This is a genomic window from Halobacterium sp. CBA1132 (genome assembly GCF_001485535.1).
In the GTDB taxonomy this organism is placed as follows: domain Archaea; phylum Halobacteriota; class Halobacteria; order Halobacteriales; family Halobacteriaceae; genus Halobacterium.
The window spans coordinates 1179341-1199041 of the sequence record NZ_BCMZ01000001.1; the positions used below are offsets into that span (position 1 = coordinate 1179341).

The 19701-nt window shown below is 67.9% G+C and carries 19 protein-coding genes; 9 read left to right on the forward strand and 10 right to left on the reverse strand.

The features are described from left to right. Positions 1–55: 55 nt before the first annotated feature. From AVZ66_RS06210 to AVZ66_RS06225, 4 genes are read right to left on the reverse strand one after another with little or no spacing between them, the layout of a single operon-like run. Positions 56–1195 carry an ABC transporter ATP-binding protein gene (locus AVZ66_RS06210; protein ID WP_058982852.1) on the reverse strand — a complete coding sequence of 380 codons (1140 nt, stop codon included), beginning with the start codon at positions 1193–1195 and terminating at the stop codon, positions 56–58. Between the two features lie 18 nt (positions 1196–1213). Then, positions 1214–2074 (reverse strand): carbohydrate ABC transporter permease, encoded by an 861-nt coding sequence (locus AVZ66_RS06215; RefSeq protein ID WP_058982854.1) that lies wholly within the window; start codon positions 2072–2074, stop codon positions 1214–1216. Continuing rightward, entirely contained in the window at positions 2071–3084 is a 1014-nt protein-coding gene (locus AVZ66_RS06220) for a carbohydrate ABC transporter permease (protein ID WP_058984655.1), read from the reverse strand. The genes AVZ66_RS06215 and AVZ66_RS06220 overlap by 4 nt, the downstream gene beginning before the upstream one ends. 36 nt (positions 3085–3120) lie before the next feature. Next, a complete protein-coding gene (locus AVZ66_RS06225) occupies positions 3121–4407 on the reverse strand; it encodes an ABC transporter substrate-binding protein (protein ID WP_058982856.1) in 1287 nt (428 codons plus the stop codon). A 357-nt stretch (positions 4408–4764) separates the two neighbouring features. On the opposite strand from AVZ66_RS06225, the gene AVZ66_RS06230 reads away from it, so the two are divergent. From AVZ66_RS06230 to gatE, 5 genes are all read left to right on the forward strand, one after another. Beyond that, on the forward strand, positions 4765–6174 hold the full coding sequence (locus AVZ66_RS06230) for a class II fumarate hydratase (protein WP_058982861.1): 1410 nt from the start codon (positions 4765–4767) through the stop codon (positions 6172–6174). A gap of 66 nt (positions 6175–6240) precedes the next feature. Beyond that, positions 6241–6726 carry a PH domain-containing protein gene (locus AVZ66_RS06235; RefSeq protein ID WP_058982862.1) on the forward strand — a complete coding sequence of 162 codons (486 nt, stop codon included), beginning with the start codon at positions 6241–6243 and terminating at the stop codon, positions 6724–6726. Continuing rightward, on the forward strand, positions 6723–8183 hold the full coding sequence (locus AVZ66_RS06240) for a PH domain-containing protein (RefSeq protein ID WP_058982863.1): 1461 nt from the start codon (positions 6723–6725) through the stop codon (positions 8181–8183). The genes AVZ66_RS06235 and AVZ66_RS06240 overlap by 4 nt, the downstream gene beginning before the upstream one ends. 84 nt (positions 8184–8267) lie before the next feature. Next, positions 8268–8762, forward strand: a complete 495-nt coding sequence (locus AVZ66_RS06245; RefSeq protein WP_058982865.1) for a hypothetical protein — start codon at positions 8268–8270, stop codon at positions 8760–8762. Between the two features lie 65 nt (positions 8763–8827). Then, a complete protein-coding gene (gene gatE, locus AVZ66_RS06250) occupies positions 8828–10696 on the forward strand; it encodes a Glu-tRNA(Gln) amidotransferase subunit GatE (RefSeq protein WP_058982867.1) in 1869 nt (622 codons plus the stop codon). Here the strand turns inward: gatE and AVZ66_RS06255 are convergent, their stop codons facing one another. Further along, entirely contained in the window at positions 10697–11182 is a 486-nt protein-coding gene (locus AVZ66_RS06255; protein ID WP_058982869.1) for an Lrp/AsnC family transcriptional regulator, read from the reverse strand. A gap of 169 nt (positions 11183–11351) precedes the next feature. Between AVZ66_RS06255 and AVZ66_RS06260 the strand changes: the two genes are divergently transcribed. Beyond that, positions 11352–12284: a DMT family transporter gene (locus AVZ66_RS06260; RefSeq protein WP_058982871.1), complete on the forward strand. Its 933-nt coding sequence runs from the start codon at positions 11352–11354 to the stop codon at positions 12282–12284. Positions 12285–12333: 49 nt separating this feature from the next. Then, the gene (locus tag AVZ66_RS06265) at positions 12334–12786 is read left to right on the forward strand and encodes a MaoC family dehydratase (RefSeq protein ID WP_058982873.1); all 453 of its coding nucleotides are present in this window, start codon (positions 12334–12336) and stop codon (positions 12784–12786) included. A 78-nt stretch (positions 12787–12864) separates the two neighbouring features. Here the strand turns inward: AVZ66_RS06265 and AVZ66_RS06270 are convergent, their stop codons facing one another. From AVZ66_RS06270 to AVZ66_RS06280, 3 genes are all read right to left on the reverse strand, one after another. Next, complete coding sequence (locus tag AVZ66_RS06270) at positions 12865–14775, reverse strand: methyl-accepting chemotaxis protein (RefSeq protein ID WP_058982875.1); 1911 nt, start codon at positions 14773–14775, stop codon at positions 12865–12867. 116 nt (positions 14776–14891) lie between these two features. Further along, positions 14892–15608 carry an RNA methyltransferase gene (locus tag AVZ66_RS06275; RefSeq protein ID WP_058982876.1) on the reverse strand — a complete coding sequence of 239 codons (717 nt, stop codon included), beginning with the start codon at positions 15606–15608 and terminating at the stop codon, positions 14892–14894. Then, the gene (locus AVZ66_RS06280; protein WP_058982877.1) at positions 15601–16158 is read right to left on the reverse strand and encodes a hypothetical protein; all 558 of its coding nucleotides are present in this window, start codon (positions 16156–16158) and stop codon (positions 15601–15603) included. Before AVZ66_RS06280 ends, AVZ66_RS06275 begins: the two co-directional genes overlap by 8 nt. A gap of 113 nt (positions 16159–16271) precedes the next feature. On the opposite strand from AVZ66_RS06280, the gene folP reads away from it, so the two are divergent. Then, positions 16272–17384 (forward strand): dihydropteroate synthase, encoded by a 1113-nt coding sequence (gene folP / locus AVZ66_RS06285; protein WP_058982880.1) that lies wholly within the window; start codon positions 16272–16274, stop codon positions 17382–17384. A 131-nt stretch (positions 17385–17515) separates the two neighbouring features. Further along, positions 17516–18193, forward strand: a complete 678-nt coding sequence (locus AVZ66_RS06290) for a 6-hydroxymethylpterin diphosphokinase MptE-like protein (RefSeq protein WP_058982882.1) — start codon at positions 17516–17518, stop codon at positions 18191–18193. Here AVZ66_RS06290 and AVZ66_RS06295 read toward each other — a convergent pair whose 3' ends face one another. After that, entirely contained in the window at positions 18194–18556 is a 363-nt protein-coding gene (locus AVZ66_RS06295; RefSeq protein ID WP_058982884.1) for a hypothetical protein, read from the reverse strand. A gap of 76 nt (positions 18557–18632) precedes the next feature. Then, entirely contained in the window at positions 18633–19634 is a 1002-nt protein-coding gene (locus tag AVZ66_RS06300) for a TIGR04024 family LLM class F420-dependent oxidoreductase (protein WP_058982886.1), read from the reverse strand. Positions 19635–19701 lie beyond the last annotated feature (67 nt).

Below are 19701 nucleotides of genomic sequence, written 5' to 3' on the forward strand. Positions count from 1 at the left end.
GAGCGGTTTGGTGCCGTGGCGGGACGACGCCACCAGCGGTCGCTGACTCCGCGACCTACTGGTCGAGGAGGACGCCGTCGGCTTCGGCGTCGCGGTTGTGCAGCGCTTCGCCGGAGTCGTCGTCGAAGACGTGCACCGTCGACTCGGGGAGGCGCGCGGTGACCGACTCGCCGGCGGACAGCGGCGTGGTCGCTTCCACGACCGCCGTGAACGTCGTGTCGGTGTCGTCGGCGTCGAACTGGAGGTAGACGTTGTTCTCGTTGCCCAGCGGTTCGACGACGTCGACGGTCGCCGCGAAGTCGTTGTCGCCGGTAGCTTCGGGGACGATTTCGATGTCCTCGGGGCGGATGCCGAGCGTGACGTCGGTCTCGCCGTCGAGGTCCGCGAGCGTCGCCTCGGAGAGCGAGTACTCGAACTGGTCGGTGACGAGCGTGCTGTCCTCGACGTGGGCGTCGAAGAAGTTCATCGACGGGTCGCCGATGAAGCCCGCGACGAACTCGTTTGCGGGCTCGTGGTAGGCTTCCAGCGGCGTCGCGACCTGCTGGAGGCGGCCGTCGTTGAGGATGGCGATTCGGTCGCCCATGGTCATCGCTTCGGTCTGGTCGTGGGTGACGTAGACCGTCGTCACGCCGAGTTCCTCCTGGATGCGCTGGAGTTCCGTGCGCATCGACGACCGGAGCTTCGCGTCCAGATTCGAGAGCGGTTCGTCCATCAGGAACACTTCGGGGTCGCGGACGATGGCGCGGCCGAGCGCCACGCGCTGCTGTTGGCCGCCCGAGAGCTCGTTGGGTTTGCGGTCCAACAGCTCCGGGATGTCCATCGTGTCGGCGGCGTCCTCGACGCGCTCGCCGATTTCGGTGTCGCCCATGCTCGTGGACTCTTCGAGCCCGAAGCTCATGTTCTGCCGGACGGTCATGTGGGGGTACAGCGCGTACGACTGGAACACCATCGCGATGTTCCGGTCGGCGGGCGCGCGGTCGTTGATGACCGTGCCGTCGAGGCGGATTTCGCCCTCGCTGACCGACTCCAAGCCGGCAATCATGCGCAGCGTGGTGGACTTCCCACAGCCCGAAGGGCCGACGAGGACGAGGAACTCCCCGTCTTCGATGTCGATGCTCGCGTCGTCGACGGCGACGATGCGGTCGCCGTCGTCGTCGAAGTACTTCGTTACGCCGTCGAGTACGAGTTCAGCCATTGATAATCCTCCGTGAGGTCATGTTGCGACACCCTTGGCGAACTGGTCGCCGAAGATGACGTAAACGATTATGGTCGGCAGCGCCGCGATGAACGCCCCCGCCATCTTCACCGCGAACCCGACGTCGGTCAGGCTCGACCCGAGGTTCGTCAGGCCGACGGTGACGGGTGCCCCTTCGCCGGGGCCCATGATGACGAGCGCGAACAGCAGGTCGTTCCAGACCTGCGTGAACTGGTAGATGAGCGTGACCGCGAACATCGGCACCGACAGCGGCAGGATGATGCGCCGGTAGATGGTGTACGCGGTGGCGCCGTCGAGGCGCGCGGCCTCGACCATCTCCGTGGAGACGTCCCGGTAGTACGTCCGGAACAGCAGCGTACAGATGGGGACGCCGTAGGCGGCGTGGGAGATGATGAGCGCGAGCAGGTCGCCGTGGTACGCCGCGAGCAGCGGGAGCTCCCAGAGCGGCCACAGGATTTCGTCCAGCGGCATGTACACCGACCAGAACTTCGAGAGCGGGATGAGCACTGCCTGGTACGGGATGAAGATGCCCGCGAGGAACAGCGCGAAGATGCCGACCTGTCCCCGCCAGTTCAGGGTTGTCAGGCCGTACGCGGCCATGCTCCCGAGCAGCGCCGACAGCACAGTCGCCGGGACGGCCAGCAGCATGCTGTTGACGAGGCCGTCCTTGAGCGCGTTGAACGCCGTCGTCCACTCGGACAGTGTGAATCCGCTCGGTGTCGGCGGCAGGAACGGCGCCGAGGCCAGCGCGTCGGATTTCAGCGACGTCACGAGCCCGATTTCCAGCGGCGCGAGGTAGAACACCACGAGCGCGACGAGGACGGCGTAGAGGCCGATTCGTCGGGGGTCGCGGCTCATAGTTCACCCCGCCGGTACTGGTAGGTCAGGTACGGTGCGATGACGGCGAGTGCGAGCAGGAACAACATGATGGCGATGGCGGCGGCGTACGAACGCTGGCCCGCGGAGAACGCCTGTCGGACCATCAGGGTCGCGAGGATGTCCGTCCCTTTCGGCGGGTAGTACCCGCCCGTCAGCGAGTAGAGGAAGTCGAAGGCTTTCAGCGCGAACACCACCAGCACGACGGCCGCGCTGATTGTCGCGCCCTTCAACTGCGGGACGATGACCCGCCAGTACATCTTCAGCGTGCTCGCGCCGTCGACGCGCGCGGCCTCGTAGTGCTCGTCGGGGATGGCTCGCAGCCCCGCGAGGTAGACGACCATCGCGTAGCCGGAGAACTGCCAGATGAGCGCGAACACGACCGCGCCGAGCGCGAGCTGGGGGTTCGACAGCCAGTCGTAGGTACCGAGTCCGAGCGCGCCGGTCACGAGGTTCACCACTCCGTTTTCGATGTTGTACATCCACAGCCAGAACTGGGCCGTGACGACGAACGAGAGGCTGAACGGCAGCAGGTAGACCGTCCGGAACGTGTTCTCGTAGCGGACCTTCCGGTCGACGAGAATCGCGACCAGCAGGCCGACGACCAGACAGGCGGCGGTGAACGCGACCAGCAACACGAACGTGTTCTGGGTCGCCTGAATGAACGTCGGGTCGCCGAACGCCCGGGCGTACTGTTCGAGGTCGAGATGACCGTAGTTCGGTTCGTTGAAGCTCTGGACGTTCACCAGCGAGAGCGCGAAGTTCCAGCCGATGGCGCCGTAGACGAAAAAGCCCATCAGGAGGAACGGCGGCAGCCAGAACGGCAGCGAGCCGAGGAAGTCGCGGCTCGCCGGCAGCGAGAAGCCGCCGCTATCGTCGGCGTCGCCGGCCTCGGAGGCCGTGGCGGTGCCGCCGTCCGTGCGGAGGTCGTCGCCGGTGGTGGCGGTGCTGTCCGTGTCTACACCGCCGAGTGTCCGTAGTGCTTTGCGCATTCGTTCGAGCATTCGAATAATGGGGGGTGGAGACGCTTAGAACGCGTCGATGTACGCCTGAGCGGTCTTCTCGGCGGCGCTCTGGGACGGGGAACTGAAGTTGCTCACCGTCGCCTGCTTGAGGCTGTTGAGGACCTCCGGCGACGTCGCGAGACCGTGGGCGATGGAGTACGGCTGCGCGTCGGAGTTGCTGAACTCCTCCATCTGACTCGTCTGGAACGGGCCGAACTCCTCGGTGGAGACGTCGGCGCGCGGCGGGATGGAGCCCTTGTTCGTGTTGAAGCGAATCTGTGCGTCCTTCGTCCCGCAGTAGGTCAGCCACTGCTTGGTGCCTTCGGGGTTCGGGGCGCCGCTGGGGAACACCCAGCTGTCCATGTTGAGCGAGTAGAGGCCTTCGGTACCGGGGAACGCGACGTGACCCCAGTCGCTCTCGAACTCGAAGTCCTCTTGGGAGATGTACATCTGGGCGGCCCAGTCGCCGTTGTCGAAGAAGGCGGCTTCGCCGTCGATGATGTACTGGTTGGCCTCCTGGAAGCCGATGGTGCCGGCGTCGGAGTTGAAGTACTCGCTGAGTTCGGCGACCGTTTCGAGCGAGGACTGGACCTTGTCGATGTCGCCTTCGCCGTTGGTGAACGCCTCGTAGGCGTCGTGGCCGTGCTCGCCGAGGAAGACGCACGCCCACAGTTCGAGGGTCGTCCACGGGTTCGACATCGCGTGCGCGAACCCGATGGCGTCAGTCTCCTCTTCGACCGTCGCGGCCGCCTCCACGAGGTCCACGGGCGTCTCGAGGGACGCCGGGTCGATGCCGGCGTCCTCGAGGACGTTGGCGTTGTAGAACAGGTTGTTGATGCGGTGGATGTTCGTCGGCACGCAGACGTACGAGCCGCCGACCTGAGCCGCCTCTCGGGGGCCTTCGAGGTAGGCCTCCTTCATGTTGTTCTGCGACCAGACGTCCTCCTCGATGTCGCCGAGCAGGTCCGAGTCAGTGAACTGCACGAGGTTCTGACCCGGCCACTCGGCCCACGAGCTCGGCGGGTTGGAGTTGCCGAGGCGGGTGTTGATGCGGGCGTTGAGCGTCGTGTTGCCGCTGCCGCCGATGGCGTTGGCGTTGACGTCGACGTCCGGATTCGCCTCCTCGAAGCCCGAGAGGAGCGCGTCGAAGGCGGCCTGCCCGTCGCCGCCGCTCCAGCCGTGGAGTAGTTCGACTTCTTCGCTGCCGCTGCCTCCGCCACCGCCGAGACAGCCAGCCATCGTGAGCGCGGCGCCGGCTGCGCCAGCGCCTTGCAGGTACCGTCGTCGTGTAAGGTTGGTATCGGAACTCATGGTAACCGTGTGTGAAACCTACACGAGCCATTCGTAGCGCTCCACTTAATTGTTGCTAATATTTAATCCAAAACCGAGTAAGGATGACTGTACGGACTGACAAGTGCGGATGAGAGTGGCTCTACGGCCCGATTATGGCCATTTCGGGTATGTAACGAACGTTATTTCGGGTCGTGGAGTCGCGGACTAATCACACCCGAAACCACGTACGGCGTCGCCCTATCCACGGAAGTGATACGAATCACGCAAACGAGTCTTCGGGGGATTCGTCGCTCCCAGCGGACTGGCCCGCGTCGGGACGCGGTGGCCGGAACCGATTCGGTGGGTTTTACGCGACGGCACTTCGTCCCTCCGCGTATGGGTGACGACTACCGAACCGAACGCGACAGTCTCGGCGAAATCCAGGTGCCGGCGGACGCCTACTGGGGCGCACAGACCCAGCGCGCCGTCGAGAACTTCCCCATCTCGGACGCGACGTTCGGGCGGCGCTTCGTGCGCGCGCTCGGCGTCGTCAAGAAAGCCGCCGCGCAGGCGAACAACGACCTCGGCCTGCTCGACGACGAGAAGGCCGACGCCATCGTCGAGGCCGCCGACGAAGTCATCGCGGGCGAACACGACGACCAGTTCCCCGTCGACGTCTTCCAGACCGGGAGCGGGACGTCCTCGAACATGAACGCCAACGAGGTCATCGCGAACCGCGCCGCCGAGATTCTCGGCGAGGAAGTGGGCGCGCGCGTCGTCCACCCCAACGACCACGTCAACTACGGCCAGTCCAGCAACGACGTCATCCCGACGGCGATGCACGTCGCCGCCCTCGAAGCCGTCGAGAAGGACGTCGAACCCGCGCTGGAGACGCTGCGTGACGCCCTCGACGAGAAGGCCGAGGAGTTCGACGGTGTGGTGAAGACCGGCCGCACGCACCTGCAGGACGCCACGCCCGTGCGCCTCGGGCAGGAGTTCGGCGGCTACCGCACGCAGGTCGAGAAGGGCATCGAGCGCGTGCGCGACGTGAAGGCCCACCTCTCGGAGCTCGCGCTCGGCGGCACCGCCGTCGGCACCGGTCTCAACACCCACCCCGACTTCCCGGAGAAGGCCGCCGCGTACATCTCCGAGGAGACCGGCGTCTCCTTCCGCGAGGCCGACGACCACTTCGAGGCGCAGGCCGCCCACGACGCGATGAACGAGGCCCACGGCGCGCTCCGCACGGTCGCTGGCTCGCTGAACAAGATTGCCAACGACCTCCGCCTGCTCGCGTCCGGCCCGCGCAACGGCCTCGGTGAAATCGAGCAGCCCGAGAACCAGCCCGGCTCCTCCATCATGCCCGGGAAGATCAACCCCGTCGTCGCGGAAGCCGTCAATCAGGTCCACAAGCAGGTCGTCGGCAACGACGCCGCCGTGAACGCGGGCGCCGTCGAGGGGCAACTCGACCTCAACCTCTACAAGCCCGTGCTCGCGCACAACTTCCTCGAATCAGCGGACATCATCTCGAACGCGAGCGTCGCGTTCGCGGAGAAGTTCGTCGCGAAACTCGAAGCCAACGAGGCGTACTGCGAGGAGCAAGTCGAGCGCTCGATGGCGCTGGCGACCGCGCTCAACCCCGCTATCGGCTACGACAAGGCCAGCGAGGTCGCGAAGGCCGCGCTCAAGGAAGGCAAGTCCGTCAAGGAAGTAGTCGTCGAGAAGGGCTACCTCACCGAGGCCGAGGCCGAGGACGCCCTCGACCCCGAGAAGATGACCCACCGCGGCATCCTCTCGGGCGACGACTGACGGCGCCGCCTCGCTCGCGGAGACGCCCCGCCCACCTTCTTGTACCCGCGTTTCGATGACCGACGCATGGAACGACTCGACTCCCGCGTGCGCTTCATCTGGCTCTTTCGCGTGTTCGTCGGTTCTCTCGTCACCGGCGTAGTCGCCGGCGTCGTCGCGGCCGTCGTCGACCGCGTCGCCGTCTCGCCCGTGCTCGTCGGCGGTGGCCTGTTCGCCGCGCTCTTCGGGCTCGGCGCCGTCCACACCGTCCTCCGGTACCGAGCGTGGCACTTCGAGGTGCGCGAGGACACGCTCTACATCGAGCGCGGCGTGCTCGTGAACGTCCGCACTGTCGTCCCGTACGTGCGCGTCCAGCACGTCGACGCGCGCCGCGGCCCAATCGAGCGCGCGGTCGGCCTGAGCAGCGTGGTCGTCTACACTGCCGGGTCGCGCGGCGCCGACGTCTCGATTCCGGGGCTGGTCGCCGCGCGCGCCGACGACGTCCAAGAGACGCTGCGTCGCCTCGCAATCGAGAGCGAGCCCGAGACCGGCGACGCCGGGGATGCGGTGTGAAACTCCACCCGCTGTCGATTCCCGTCCGCGTCGTCTCGCGCGCCGTCGGCGTCGTGTGGGCGTTCGTCTTCGCGGGGTTCGCGCTCGCGGGCGGCGACCCGGTGTTGCTCAGCGGCGTCGTCGTGCTCGCCCTCGTCGTGCTCGCCGCGCTCGGTGGGTACGAGGTGGCGTACTACCGCCGCTTCGAGTACGAACTCACCGAGGACACGCTCGACATCGATTCGGGCGTGTTCTCGCGGCGCGAGCGCGAAATTCCGCTGCGCCGCGTGCAGAACGTCGACGTCACGCGGTCGTTCGTCGCGCGCCTGCTCGGCCTCGCCGAAGTCGACGTCGAGACCGCGGGCGGCGGCGGCACGGAGGCGAACCTGCGGTTCGTCGGCCGCGAGGAGGCCGACCGCCTGCAGGAGGCCATCCGGGAGAAGCGCGCCGCGCTCCAGCGCGAGGGCGCCGAGTCCGAGGAGGCGGACGCCGAAGACGCCGCGGCGGTCGACGGCGAGACACTGTTCGAGTTGTCGGACCGCGACCTCCTGCTGTACGGCGCGCTCTCGTTCGACCCGCGGCTAGCGTCGGGTGTGGTCGCGCTCGCGACGTTCCTCGCGCCCACGTTCGGCGACCGCATCTCGCTGTCCGGGCTCGGCATCGCCGCCATCGTCGGGTTCGCCGTCGTCGCTGCGCTCGCGCTGTGGGCGGCGTCGACGGTCGCGCGCGTCGTCCAGTTCTACGGCTTCCGGCTGCGCCGCGTCGGCGACGACCTGCGATACGAGCGCGGCCTGCTGTCGCGTCGCGACGGCACCATCCCGCTGTCGAAACTCCAGACGGTCGCCGTCGAGGAGAACGTCCTGATGCGGCGGTACGGCTTCGCGTCGCTGGCCGTCGAGACTGCGGGCTACGCGCCCGGCAGCCAGCCCAGCGGCGGCTCGGAGGCCGCTATCCCCATCGCGCCCCGCGAGGACGTGCTCTCGCTCGCGCGCACGCTCGAACCGTTCCACGACTTCGAGGTCCAGCGCCCGCCCGAGCGCGCTCGGAAGCGCTACGTCCGCCGGTACCTGCTCGCGGGCCTCGCAGTGGTCGCGGGCGGATTCCTCGTCGACCAGTTCTTCACCAGCGTGCCGTGGTACGCCGCCAGCGTGTTGCTCGTGCTGGCGTGGCCCGCTGCGCGGCTCACGCACCGCCACCGCGGCTACGAGCGCGGCCCCGACCACGTTGTCACGCAGTCCGGGTTCTGGAACCGGAGCACGCGCGTCGTCCCCTACCGCCGCATCCAGACGGTCATCCGACGGCAGACCGTCTTCCAGCAGCGCTGGCGGCTCGCGACCGTCGTCTTCGACACTGCGGGGTCGCGCTCGATATCCGCGGGCGACGCGGCGGCGCTGGACCGCGACGAGGACGAAGCCGACAGCATCGCGGTCGACGTCCGGGACCGCGTCCTCGACGTCATCTACCAGCGCGGAGAGTAGTCTGTCGACACCGCGGCGCACCGACTCTGTCCGCCCGTGAAAATGGACCCACCGCTTATGGACGCCCCTGCCAACTGATTCCGTATGCCCTCCATCGACCGACGCGCGTTCCTCGCAGCGGCCGGCACGACCGCGCTCGGCGGCCTCGCCGGGTGTTCGTGGCGACAGTCGAGTGAGACACCAGCGGGAACGCTCACGTTCGAGAACCGGGACGACCTCCCGCACTCCATCACGATGCGCGTTACGGACGTCGGAACGGCGCCCGCCGACGAAGACCCCTACAGCGTCACGGGAGAGGCGGCCGTTCGCCCGGAGCAACGCACGCTGTCGGCGTCCGTGACACTCGACCCCGGCGAGAGCGTGTCCTACGAGTCCGTGTTCACGGAGCGCGTCTGGTACGCGGTTCGGTTCACCGTGGACGGCCAGCCGGTGGCCAGCGAGACTTCGGGCCGCGTCGCGTACACGCCGTTCGAGGACGAGGACACCCCCGGGCGGGCGCTGGAGGGCGTCGTCGGTGGCGGCGGCGAGTTCTCGTGGTCGATTCACTACACGGACAACACGGGCCCGTTCGAGCGCTGAGGAACCGCGCGGTCGCGCGGCCGGACTGAACGGTTTTTTATCGTTCGCCCGCACACGAACTGGTAATGACCGAGTTCGACTACGACGAGCTGGGACTCGTCGCCGGGCTGGAAATCCACCAGCAACTGGACACGGCGACGAAGCTGTTCTGCGAGTGCCCGACGGAGCTCCGCGAGCCCGAGGAGGCCGAGCGGACGTTCACGCGCTACCTCCACCCGACGCGCTCCGAGTTGGGCGAAATCGACGAGGCCGCCTTAGAGGAGAGCAAGGTCGAGCGGGAGTTCGAGTACCTCGCGTACGACACGACGTGTCTCGTCGAGGAGGACGACGAGCCGCCCCACCGCCTCGACGAGGAGGCGATGGACGCGGCGCTGGAAATCACGCAACTGCTGGACATGGACCCGGTCGACCGCGCGCACGTGATGCGGAAGGTCGTCATCGACGGGTCGAACACGTCCGGGTTCCAGCGCTCGACGCTGGTGGCCCACGACGGCGAAATCGAGACCAGCGAGGGCAGCGTCGGCATCGAGGACTTGATGCTCGAAGAGGAGTCCGCCCAGCGCGTCGAGGAGCGCGAGGGCGGCGTGCAGTTCTCGCTGGACCGGCTGGGCATCCCGCTCGTCGAGATCGGGACGAAGCCGGACATCTCGACGCCCGAGCAGGCACTCGAGGCGGCCGAGCGCATCGGGATGTTGCTGCGCTCGACGGGGAAAGTGAAACGCGGCCTCGGGACGATTCGGCAGGACGTCAACGTCTCCATCGCGGACGGCGCGCGTGTGGAGATGAAAGGCGTCCAGAGCCTCGACGACATCGACGACCTCGTGCGCGAGGAGGTCCGGCGGCAGGTCGAACTCGTGGACATCGCCGAGGAACTACAAGAGCGCGACGCGAGCGTCGGCGACACGCAGGACGTGACCGACGTGTTCGCGGACACGGGCTCTGGCGTCATTAGGGGGGCGTTAGACGCCGACGGCGTGGTCCACGCGGTGCCGCTGTACGGCTTTGACGGTCTCGTCGGCCGCGAACTGCAGGAGGACCGCCGGCTCGGCACGGAGTTCAGCGACCACGCGAAGCGCCACGGCGCGGGCGGCATCTTCCACACGGACGAACTGCCCGCGTACGGCGTCACCGAGGAGGAAGTCGCCGCGCTCCGGGAGGCGGTCGGCGCGGGCGACGAGGACGCGGTCGCAATCGTCGCGGACGACCCCGAAGTCGCGGTCGGCGCCATCGACGCCGTCGCGGAGCGGGCGGAGACGGCCATCGAGGGCGTTCCCGAGGAGACGCGGGGCGCGAACGACGACGGCACCTCCGAGTACTTGCGGCCGCTACCGGGCGCGGCGCGGATGTACCCCGAGACGGACGTGCCGCCCGTCGACCCCGACCCGACGCAGGTCGAGACTCCCGAACTCCTGACGGAGAAGGTCCAGCGCTACCAGGACGACTACGACCTCGACGCGGGGCTGGCCGAGCAGGTGGCGTACGGGCGGCGGTGGCCGCTGTTCGAGGAAGTCGTGGACGCGGGCGTGGACGCCACGCTCGCCGCGCAGACGCTGGAATCGACGGTGACGGAAATCCGGCGGAACGACGTGCCCGTCGAGAATCTCGCGGACGACCACTTCCGCGGCGTGCTCGACCTCGTGGCCGAGGGCGAACTCGCGCAGGAGGGAGTCCCGGAACTGCTCGCGGCGCTCGCCGAGCAGCCCGACCGGGAGGCCGCCGAACTCGCGGAGGAACTCGGCCTCGGGTCCGCGGCGGAGGACGAGGTCCGGGAGGCAGTCGTGGAGGTCGTCGAGCGGAACAGCGAGCAGGTCGAAGCGGAGGGAATGGGCGCGTTCTCCGGCCTGATGGGCGAGTGCATGGGCGCACTGCGCGGGAAGGCCGACGGCGACCTCGTCAGCGAGGTGCTGCGCGAGGAGATTCAGCAGCGCGCCTGACTACTCGTCGGCCAGTTCTTCGAGCAGCGTCTCCAGTTCGTAGCTCTGGAGCGGGCGCTGGGTGTCTTTCTGCCGGGCGATGACGAACGTGGAGTTCGTGCGGTCGACTTCCGGGATGGCTTCGAAGTCGGAGATGAGGCGTTCGACATCGTCGGAGTGTGGGAGGCGTGCGAGCACCATGAAGTCGGTCTCGCCCATCGTGAAGAACGTCTGCGTGACGCCTTCGACACCGCTGATTTTCTCGCCGACCTCCTCGTAGCTCCCCTCGTAGGACGTGAGGACTTCGAGGACGACGGTGACGCCGAGGCCGAGTTCGTCGAGGTCGAGGTCGTAGAGGTCGTTCTCGACGACGCCCTCCTCGCGGAGGTTGTTGAGGCGGTAGTGAATCGTGGACACGGGGATGTCGGTCTCCTCGTGGAGTTCCTCGGGGCTGCCGGTGCCGAGGTCCGAGATTGCTTTCAGGAGGCGGAGGTCGCGTTCGTCCATGCCTGACGGCATCGATAGGGGCGAGGATAAGCCTGTGGGAGTCGGCTACAACGGCCCCGGGTGAGTTTTGGCAGCGATACTAATGAACGACCGTTATATTGCTCTGTGAACTACCAACGAAGCCTTCTTTGAAGAAAACTCTAATATATCTCCGGCTGTTTGTAGAAATATGAGCTACCGACGTCCCCGGTTGGGCGTCTCCCCCGCGGCCGTGATGTTCCTCGCGCTCGCCGCCATCTGGGGGACTTCGTTCCCAGCCATCGAAATCGGACTGCACACCGTCCCACCGCTGTCGTTCGCCGCCATGAGGTACAGCGCGGCCGGCCTCATCATCCTCGGCTACGCAGCCTACGCCACCGACCGCTGGCTGCCCCGCGGCACCGAAGAGTGGCTCTCGGTCAGCATCGCCGGCCTCCTCGTCATCGCCGTCTACCACGGCCTCCTCTACCTCGGCGAACTCCGCGTGTCGGGCGCCGTCGCCGCCATCGTCGTCAGCCTCTCGCCCGTACTCACCGCGGGGATGGCCGCTATCCTCCTCGACAGCGACGTCGACCTCGTCGAAGCCATCGGCCTGCTCGCCGGGTTCGGCGGCGTCGTCATCGTCGCCTCGCCCGGCGGCGGTGGCACCGACCTGTTCGGCGTCGCGCTCGTGTTCGGCGGCGCCGTCGCGTTCGCGCTCGGCGCAGTTCTCGCGCGCCCGCTGTCGACGGACCTCCCCGTCGAAACGATGGAAGCGTGGGCGATGCTGCTCGGCTCCGGCGTCCTCTGGGTCGGCGCGGGCGCCCGCGGCGAATCGCTCACCGGCGTCGAGTGGACGCTCCCCGCGCTCGCCAGCCTCGCGTACCTCACGCTGGTCGCGGGCTGCATCGGCTTCCTGCTGTACTTCGAGTTGCTGGACCGCATCGGCGCCGCCGAGCTCCACCTCGTCGGCTACCTCGAACCCGTCGTCGCCGCACTGATGGCGTGGGCGCTGCTCGGGCAGGTCGTCGACTCGCAAGCGCTGGCCGGCTTCGCAGCCATCTTCGTCGGGTTCGCGCTGCTCGAACGCGACGTCATCTTCGAGGCCGCAGTCACCACCGCCGACGCCGTCCGTTCCCACTAGCTGGCCGCGTCCCCAACAGCTAACGCGGTACCTGTCGAAGCCTTCTGACGTGACCGTCTACTTCGAAGACCTCGACGAGGGTGACGTTCTCGAATTCGGCACCTACGACGTCACCGCGGAGGAAATCGTGGAGTTCGCCGAACGCTACGACCCCCAGTGGTTCCACACGCAACCCGAGCGCGCCCGCGAGGAGTCGCACTTCGGCGACCTCGCGGCGTCCGGGTGGCACACGTGTTCGATGGCGATGCGACTCGTCGTCGACGGCCACTTCAGCGGCGCCGCCGCGCTCGGTGCGCTCGGCATCGAGAAACTGCGCTGGCCGAACCCGACCGTCCCCGGCGACTCGCTGTCCGTCACCGTCGAGATTCTGGAGGCGCGGCGCTCGGAGAGCGACCCCGGTCGCGGGCTTGTCACGCTCGACCAGACCGTGACGAATCAGGACGGCGAGGTCAAACTGGAGATGCGACCGACCGTGATGTACGCGTGCCGGAACACCGAGTGACTGGCCGAACACCTGAGAATAGGAACAATAGGTAGAATAGTTCGGTGGGGAAACGCGGGCTGTCGCGCCCGCGTTCCATCAGTTCCCGGACTGAGCGCCGCCGACCTCGAAGGACGCCAGCAGCGACTGGAGCCGCTCGGCCCGCTCGCTGAGCGACGCGGCGCTGTCGCTCACCCGCGACATCGACGCCGCCTGCTCGGCGGCCGCGTTGGCCGCGTCGTCGGTCTCCGCGGCGGTCGCGCGACTGATGTCCGCGACCTCCTCGACCATCGACACCGCCTCCTCGGTGCTCGCGGCTTGGTCGTCAGTCGTCTCGCTGATCTCCTGAATCCCGGTGTCGGTCTCCTCGGCGTTCTCCGCCACTTGCTCGAACGCGTCGGCGGCGTCCTTGACGGCCTCGATGCCCTCCGCCATCGACTCCTCGGCGGCCTGCGCGTCCTCGACAGCAGACGCCGTCTGGGACTGGGTCGCCTCGATGCGCGCCTCGATGTCGTTCGCGGACTCCCGAGTCTCCTCGGCCAACTGCTTGACCTCGTTGGCGACCACCGCGAACCCGTCGCCGCGCCCGCCACCGCTCCCGCTGCCGGCGCGGGCCGCCTCGATGTTCGCGTTCAACGCGAGCATGTTCGTCTGGTCGGCGACGTCGGCGATGAGGTCGACGATGTCCCCGATTTCGGCCATCTGCTCGTCGAGCGCCTCGACGTTCTCGACGGTCGACGCAACCGCCTCTTGGGCCGTCCGCGACTCCTCGATTGCCCGTTCGGCGGTCTCCTCGCCCTCCTCGGCGATTCTGGCGGTCTCGTGGGAGCGGTCGGCGACAGTCTCCGCGGACGCCGCGACCTCCTCGACGGTCGCGGACAGGTTCGTCATCTCCCCGGAGACGGTTTCGAGCATCTCGCGTTGCTCGTTGGCGCCGTCGGAAATCTCGCGAATCGACTCGGTGGTCTTCTCGCTGGCGTCCTCGGCGTTGCTGGCCTCGACAGCCGCGTCCTCGCTGGCGGTCGTGACGGCGTCCGCGAACGACTGAATCTCACGCATCGCCGACTCCGTCTCGTCCATCATCTCGTTGAACGCCACCGCAATCTGGGCCATCGCGTCACTGTCGCTGTCGGCGTCCAAGCGCACTCCGAGGTCCCCGTCAGCGGCCCGCCGCATCACCGCGGTGTACGCGTCGGCGTCGGCCTCCAGTTCGGCGTACAACTCTTGGACCTCCGTCTTGCGGGCCTCGGCGGCCGTTTTCGCTTCCTCGGCTTCGGCGCGCGCGGCCTCCAGTTCCGCTTGCTTGGCCTCCAAGTCCTCGACTTCCTCGGTCTTCACGCGCGCCTCCGCGAGCTGCTCGCGGGCCTGCTCGCGGGAGCGCTCGGTCGACTGCCAGTGGGACAGCAGCGCGCCCGCCAGCACCAACACGAACGCCGCGTGGATGAACGACCACGCCCACGGGTTGTTGATGCCCGCGGCGTGGTTGTAGACGCGGCTCGGGTCTATCATCCCGAAGTAGCCGTGTTGGATGCCGACGTACGCGATGCCGAGCGCGAACGGCACCCAGTCCTCGTAGACGGCGACGACCGCCATCACGATGAAGAAGTGGAAGTGCGCCTCGATGTACCCGCCCGAGAAGTGCACGAGGAACGCCGACGTCGTCGCCAGCCCCATCGTCGCGAGCGCGGTTCGCGTCCGCCGCCCGAGCCGCGGAACCGCCGAGAGCACGCCGAGCGTGACGACGACGCCAACTTCGAGGAGCACCGTGGTCAACGGGATTTCGGGAATCACCGCGCCCGTCACCGACTCCGTGCCCTCGTACGTACCGAGCAATAGAAGCAACGGCACGTGCGCCGCCAAGAACACGAGGACGTTCCGGTGGCGGCTCCGCCACGTCTCGTCGGGAATCGTGTCGCCGCTGGGCGTGTACTTCACCACGTCGCGGACCGCTCGCCGCCAGTTCCCCAACAGCCCGCTGCCCGCGCTCGCCCCGGTAGTCGCCTCTGACATACACCCACCGACTCGAAACTACGTGAAAAGCCCTCACACGGCAGTATCACGTCGTATAACTAGAGGTGGCGGCCCTCCGACACGTCCGGCCCCGCGGTCGGCGGTCCCGCCGACCGCTACTCCATCTGGTTCTCTGCGCGCCGCATGAGTCCGAGCACCGTATTGATTTCGCGGCCGGTCGGGTGGGTACGGCCGACCATCCGGCGGAGCATCCGCATCGCCTTGTCGCGTTTCTCCTCGGGGTAGTCGATCTCCGCGAGGAACGCCTCGGCGTGGTCGTAGAAGCGCTCGATGGCCTCCTCCTCGGCGCGGTGGCGCTCGACGTCCGGCAACTGCGTCTCGTTCATCGCGAGGTCGCGGAGTTCGTACAGCGCGACGGTGGCGGCCTGCCCGAGGTTCATCACGGGGTAGTCGCTGGCCGCGGGAATCGACGCCACCTCGTCGATGTCCGCGAGTTCGTCGTTGGTGAGGCCAACGCGCTCGCGGCCGAACACCAGCGCGGTGTCGGCTTCGACGTCCGCGAGGCTGTCGGAGAGTTCTGCAGGCGTGCGGAACGGGAAGCGCACGTGCTTGGTGGCGTCCTCGTTCGTGATGGCGGTGAAGCCGACGGTGTGGAACTCCGACGTGAGTTCCTCGAAGGAGAGTTCGCGGGCGTTCGGGAGTACGTCCTCGCGGGCCTGCCCAGCGAAGCCGTACGCTTCCGAGTCCCGGCCGAGGTACGGCGGATCGACGAGCAGCAACTCCTCGAACCCGAAGTTCTTCATCGCGCGGGCGATGGTGCCGACGTTCCCCGACGTCTTCGCGTCCACGATGGCGACGGCTGGCTTACTCATCGCTTCTCGGGTAGTCGGCGTCCAAATCGAGGTCGAGTTCGTCGGCACCCTCCATCTCGGGGCGGAGGTTGATGCCGGCCTGCTCGTCCTCGGGCAACTCGACGTTGTGAATCTCGGGGTCCGGGATGTCCGGGTCCGGCGTGTCCTCGGGGTCGGTGGCGACGTGCTCGGGACCGTCGTACCACTCCGGCGCGCGCTCGCCGTCCGCGAACCACTCCCGGAACGCCTCCTGGAGCGCGTCCGTGCCGCGGTACTGCTCGCCGCCGTCCTCGAGGAACCAGTAGTAGAAGTCGACCTCGTGTTCGGCGCACAAAAGCACTTCCGCGCGCGGTTCGCCGTAGACGGCGGCGGGCGTGTTGCGCGCCGTGTCGTCGTCGCCGTGGCGGAGATAGCAGGCGTCGCACGGGCGGTCCATCAACGACGTGAGCCGGCGCAGGCGCTGGCTGGCGTCGTCGGGCATCTCGTCGAAGTCACGGTAGTCGCCGTCTTCGTCGAAGACTTCGTCCTCGTCGAAGCGCCACCCCCGGAAGCCGATGCTCACCTTGCTCATTGGCGCCGAGTAGGCGGCCGACGTACAAAAGTCGCGTGAAGGCGCTCGCGCGGGAGGCGGCCGCGAACCCCGGAACCGATTCGCCTTTGGGGGACGCGACCCGCCTTCGAGGCATGCAGACGGTCGACGCCGCCGGCCTCCCGATTGGAGACGACCACCCGCCCCGCATCATGGGCGTGTTGAACGTCTCGAAGGAATCGCCGTACGACCCCAGCGTCTTCGACGACCCGGACGACGCGGCCGCGTACGTCGACGAGGAACTCGTCGGCGAGGGCGCGGACATCGTCGACGTCGGCCTCGAATCCGCGAACAAGAAGTTCGACGTGCTCTCCGCCGAGCAGGAACTGGAGCGCCTCGATACCGCCGTCGAGACCATCCAGCGCGTCGAGGGCGACGCCGTGTTCTCCATCGAGACGCGGTACGCGGCGGTCGCCGACGAGGCGCTCTCGCGGGGCTTCGACATGGTCAACGACATCTGCGGGTTCGCCGACCCCGAGATGCCCGCGGTCTGTGAGGCCCACGACGCGGCGGTCGTGAAGATGGCGAGTCCGCCGGACCTCGAACGACCCGGCGCAATCGAGGAAGTTGATGATATCTACGACGCGCTCACGCTGAACGGTTTCACGGACAAGACCATCGTCGACCCCGCGTTCGGCGGGTGGAGCGAAGCCAAGACCATCGATGACGACCGGGAGACGTTCGACCGCCTGCGGGAGTTCCGCGGGCACGGCTACCCGATTCTGGTCTCCATTAACCGGAAGAACTTCCTCCGAGAGGTCGCCGGCCGCTCCACCGAGGAGGCGCTGCCCGTGTCGCTGGCGGCGACGTCGATGGCCGTCGAGCGCGGCGCACACGTAATTCGAACCCATGACGTCGCGGAGACGCGAGACGCCGCGCTCGTCGGCGACGAGTTCCGCCGCGACCGCTACGACGCCGCTCGCGTCGAAGAACTGGACGTGACGACGGTCGCCGAGGCCGAACGCCACGTCGCGCGCTTCGACGGGGACTTCGATGCGGCCGACGACGCGGTGGCTCGCGCGTACGAAGTGCAGGGACTCGACGACGACGACCGGGCGACGCTCACCGACGCGGGCGTCGCTGTTACAGGCGGGGATCCGTCGTTCGTCGCCGGCCCGCTGAGCGTCCTCCGAGCGGCCGGCGAGCGCCTTGAATCCCGTGAGGGCGCGCTGGGGGAGCTCGCGGCAGCGTGGACGAGCCACGCGTAACGGGAAAGCTTATACCCGCGGCGCCAAAATCCCGGGTTGGAAGCCGGACCCCCGCTGGGTAGGGGTACTTCGCGGGGCGTCTCGGCTCGAACCAGGAATTCTTTCATTTATTCGACCACGTAGCCATAGCCATGGAGTTCGCCGATTGGGCGCCGGTTTACGAGGACGTACTCGCCGATTTCGGGTTCGATAGGGCCGCTGACGAGCGAGCGCGGGACGCGCTCGCCGAGCGCGTCGAGCCGTTCGACCTGCCGCGGTTGGACTGCACCGGACAGCGGGTCGCAGTCGCGGGCGGCGCCGCGTCACTGGCCGACGAGACCACACTCGCGGCCGACGCGGATGTCGTGTTCGCGGCGTCGACGGCCGTGGACGTGCTTGCCGACGCGGGCGTCGACGTCGACCTGATGGTGACTGACCTCGACAAGAACCCCGGAACTGCGCGCCGACTCACCGAGGCCGGGACGCCCGTCGCGGCGCACGCTCACGGCGACAACGTCTCCGCCGTCCGCGAGCAGATACCGACGTTCGACCTCGCGCACGTCCTCGGGACGACGCAGGCCGAGCCAGTCGGTCCCGTGGTCAACTTCGGCGGGTTCACCGACGGCGACCGGGCGGCGTTCCTCGCAGACCACCTCGGCGCCGCCGAACTGTGCTTCCCCGGGTGGGACTTTGACGACTCTTCAGTCGGCGACCAGAAGGCGCAGAAACTGGCGTGGGCCGAACGCCTCCTCCACTGGCTCGAACGCCGCCGCGGCGACCGCTTCGGCGTGCTCGACGGCCGACGCGACAGTGTTGACGCGCTACCGTGACTACCCGCCGACGGTGACGGTGGCGTCGTTGTCGATGCCGACGGAGACCGTGTCGTCGTCGCTGGTGAACTCGTAGGACTGCTCGGTCGTCTCGCCGTCGACGGTGACGGCGACGGTGTACTCGCCGCTCCCTTCGAACGCCGGCAGTTCCGCGTCAGTTTCGGCGTCGACGGTCGAGGCCTCGGTGTACACCGCGTCCCCATCGTTCAGCACTTCCACAGTCACTTCGTGGCTCGTCTCGTCGTTGTTGACGACGAGCACGTTCGTCGTCGACGGACCCCCGAAGACGGCGCTACAGCCCGCTGTCGCCGCGAGGACGGCGACGAGGGCGACGGCTACGACCTGTTTGCTTCGACTCTGCATACGTAGTCGTGGCTGACGGCACGTAAAGAAGGCCGGATAGCTCAAAGAGCGTTCGTAGTCTCCCCGACCGTGGGTTTCACTCCGGCGCGACGGCCGCCATCGTCTCGTCGATGACTCCGGGGTCGGCGGCGCGCGGGAACGAGACGGCGATGGCGTCGATGCCGTCGACGGCCGCGAACTCCGCGACGCGCTCGCGGACGGTCTCGGGCGTGCCGGCCGCCGCCAGCGAGTCCAGCAGGTCGTCAGTGACGCTCCCGACGGCGCGCTCGTGTTCGTCGTTCTGCCACGCCTCGTAGATGGTCTCGGCGGCGTCCTCGTGGCCCTGTCGGGCGAGGGCGTCCCGATAGAATGTCCCCATACCGCCGACGTAGAACGCGAGGTGCTGACGCGCGAGGTCGCGGGCGCGCTCGCCGTCGTCGAGGGCACAGCACGGCAGCACGAACGTCGCCTGCACGTCCTCGACGTCGCGGTCGCCGAGGTCCGCGCCGCGCTGGAGGTCTTCGTAGCGCTCGCGGAACCCGTCCCGGGTGAACATGAGCGCGTGCCAGCCGTCCGCGAACCGGCCCGCGAGTTCGACGGCCTTCGGCCCCATCCCGGTGACGTCGACCTCGGGCGCTGGCTCCGGTGGGCCTTGGCGCAGCCGGAAGCCTCGCGTCTGGATAATGTCGCCGTCGTAGTCGACCTGCTCGCCCGACAGCACACGCCGGACGACGTCGACGTACTCGCGGGTCCGCTTCAGAGGGTTCCCGAAGTCCTCGCCGTGCCAGCCCTCCACGACGGCGGGGCCGCTCGGACCGAGGCCGAGGCGGAACCGGCCCTCGGAGTGCTCCTGTAGCGTGGCGGCGGTCTGCCCGAGGAGCGCGGGACTCCGAGAGTACGTGTTCACGATGCTGGTGCCGACGCCGATGGTGTCGGTGCGGTCAGCGAGCGCGGACAGCGTAGTGACGGCGTCCCGCCCCCACGTCTCCGGGAACCACGCGCGGTCGTAGCCCAGTTCCTCGGCGCGCACTCCGATGTCGACGACGTCCGACAGCGAGTCCTGTGCGGCGACCGGCAGGTGGACGGTGCGGCGAGTCACGCCTCCGAGTTCCGCGCCGCACCGCATAAATCTGTGTCAACTCGTGGCAACCCGCGGTGGGTTGGCC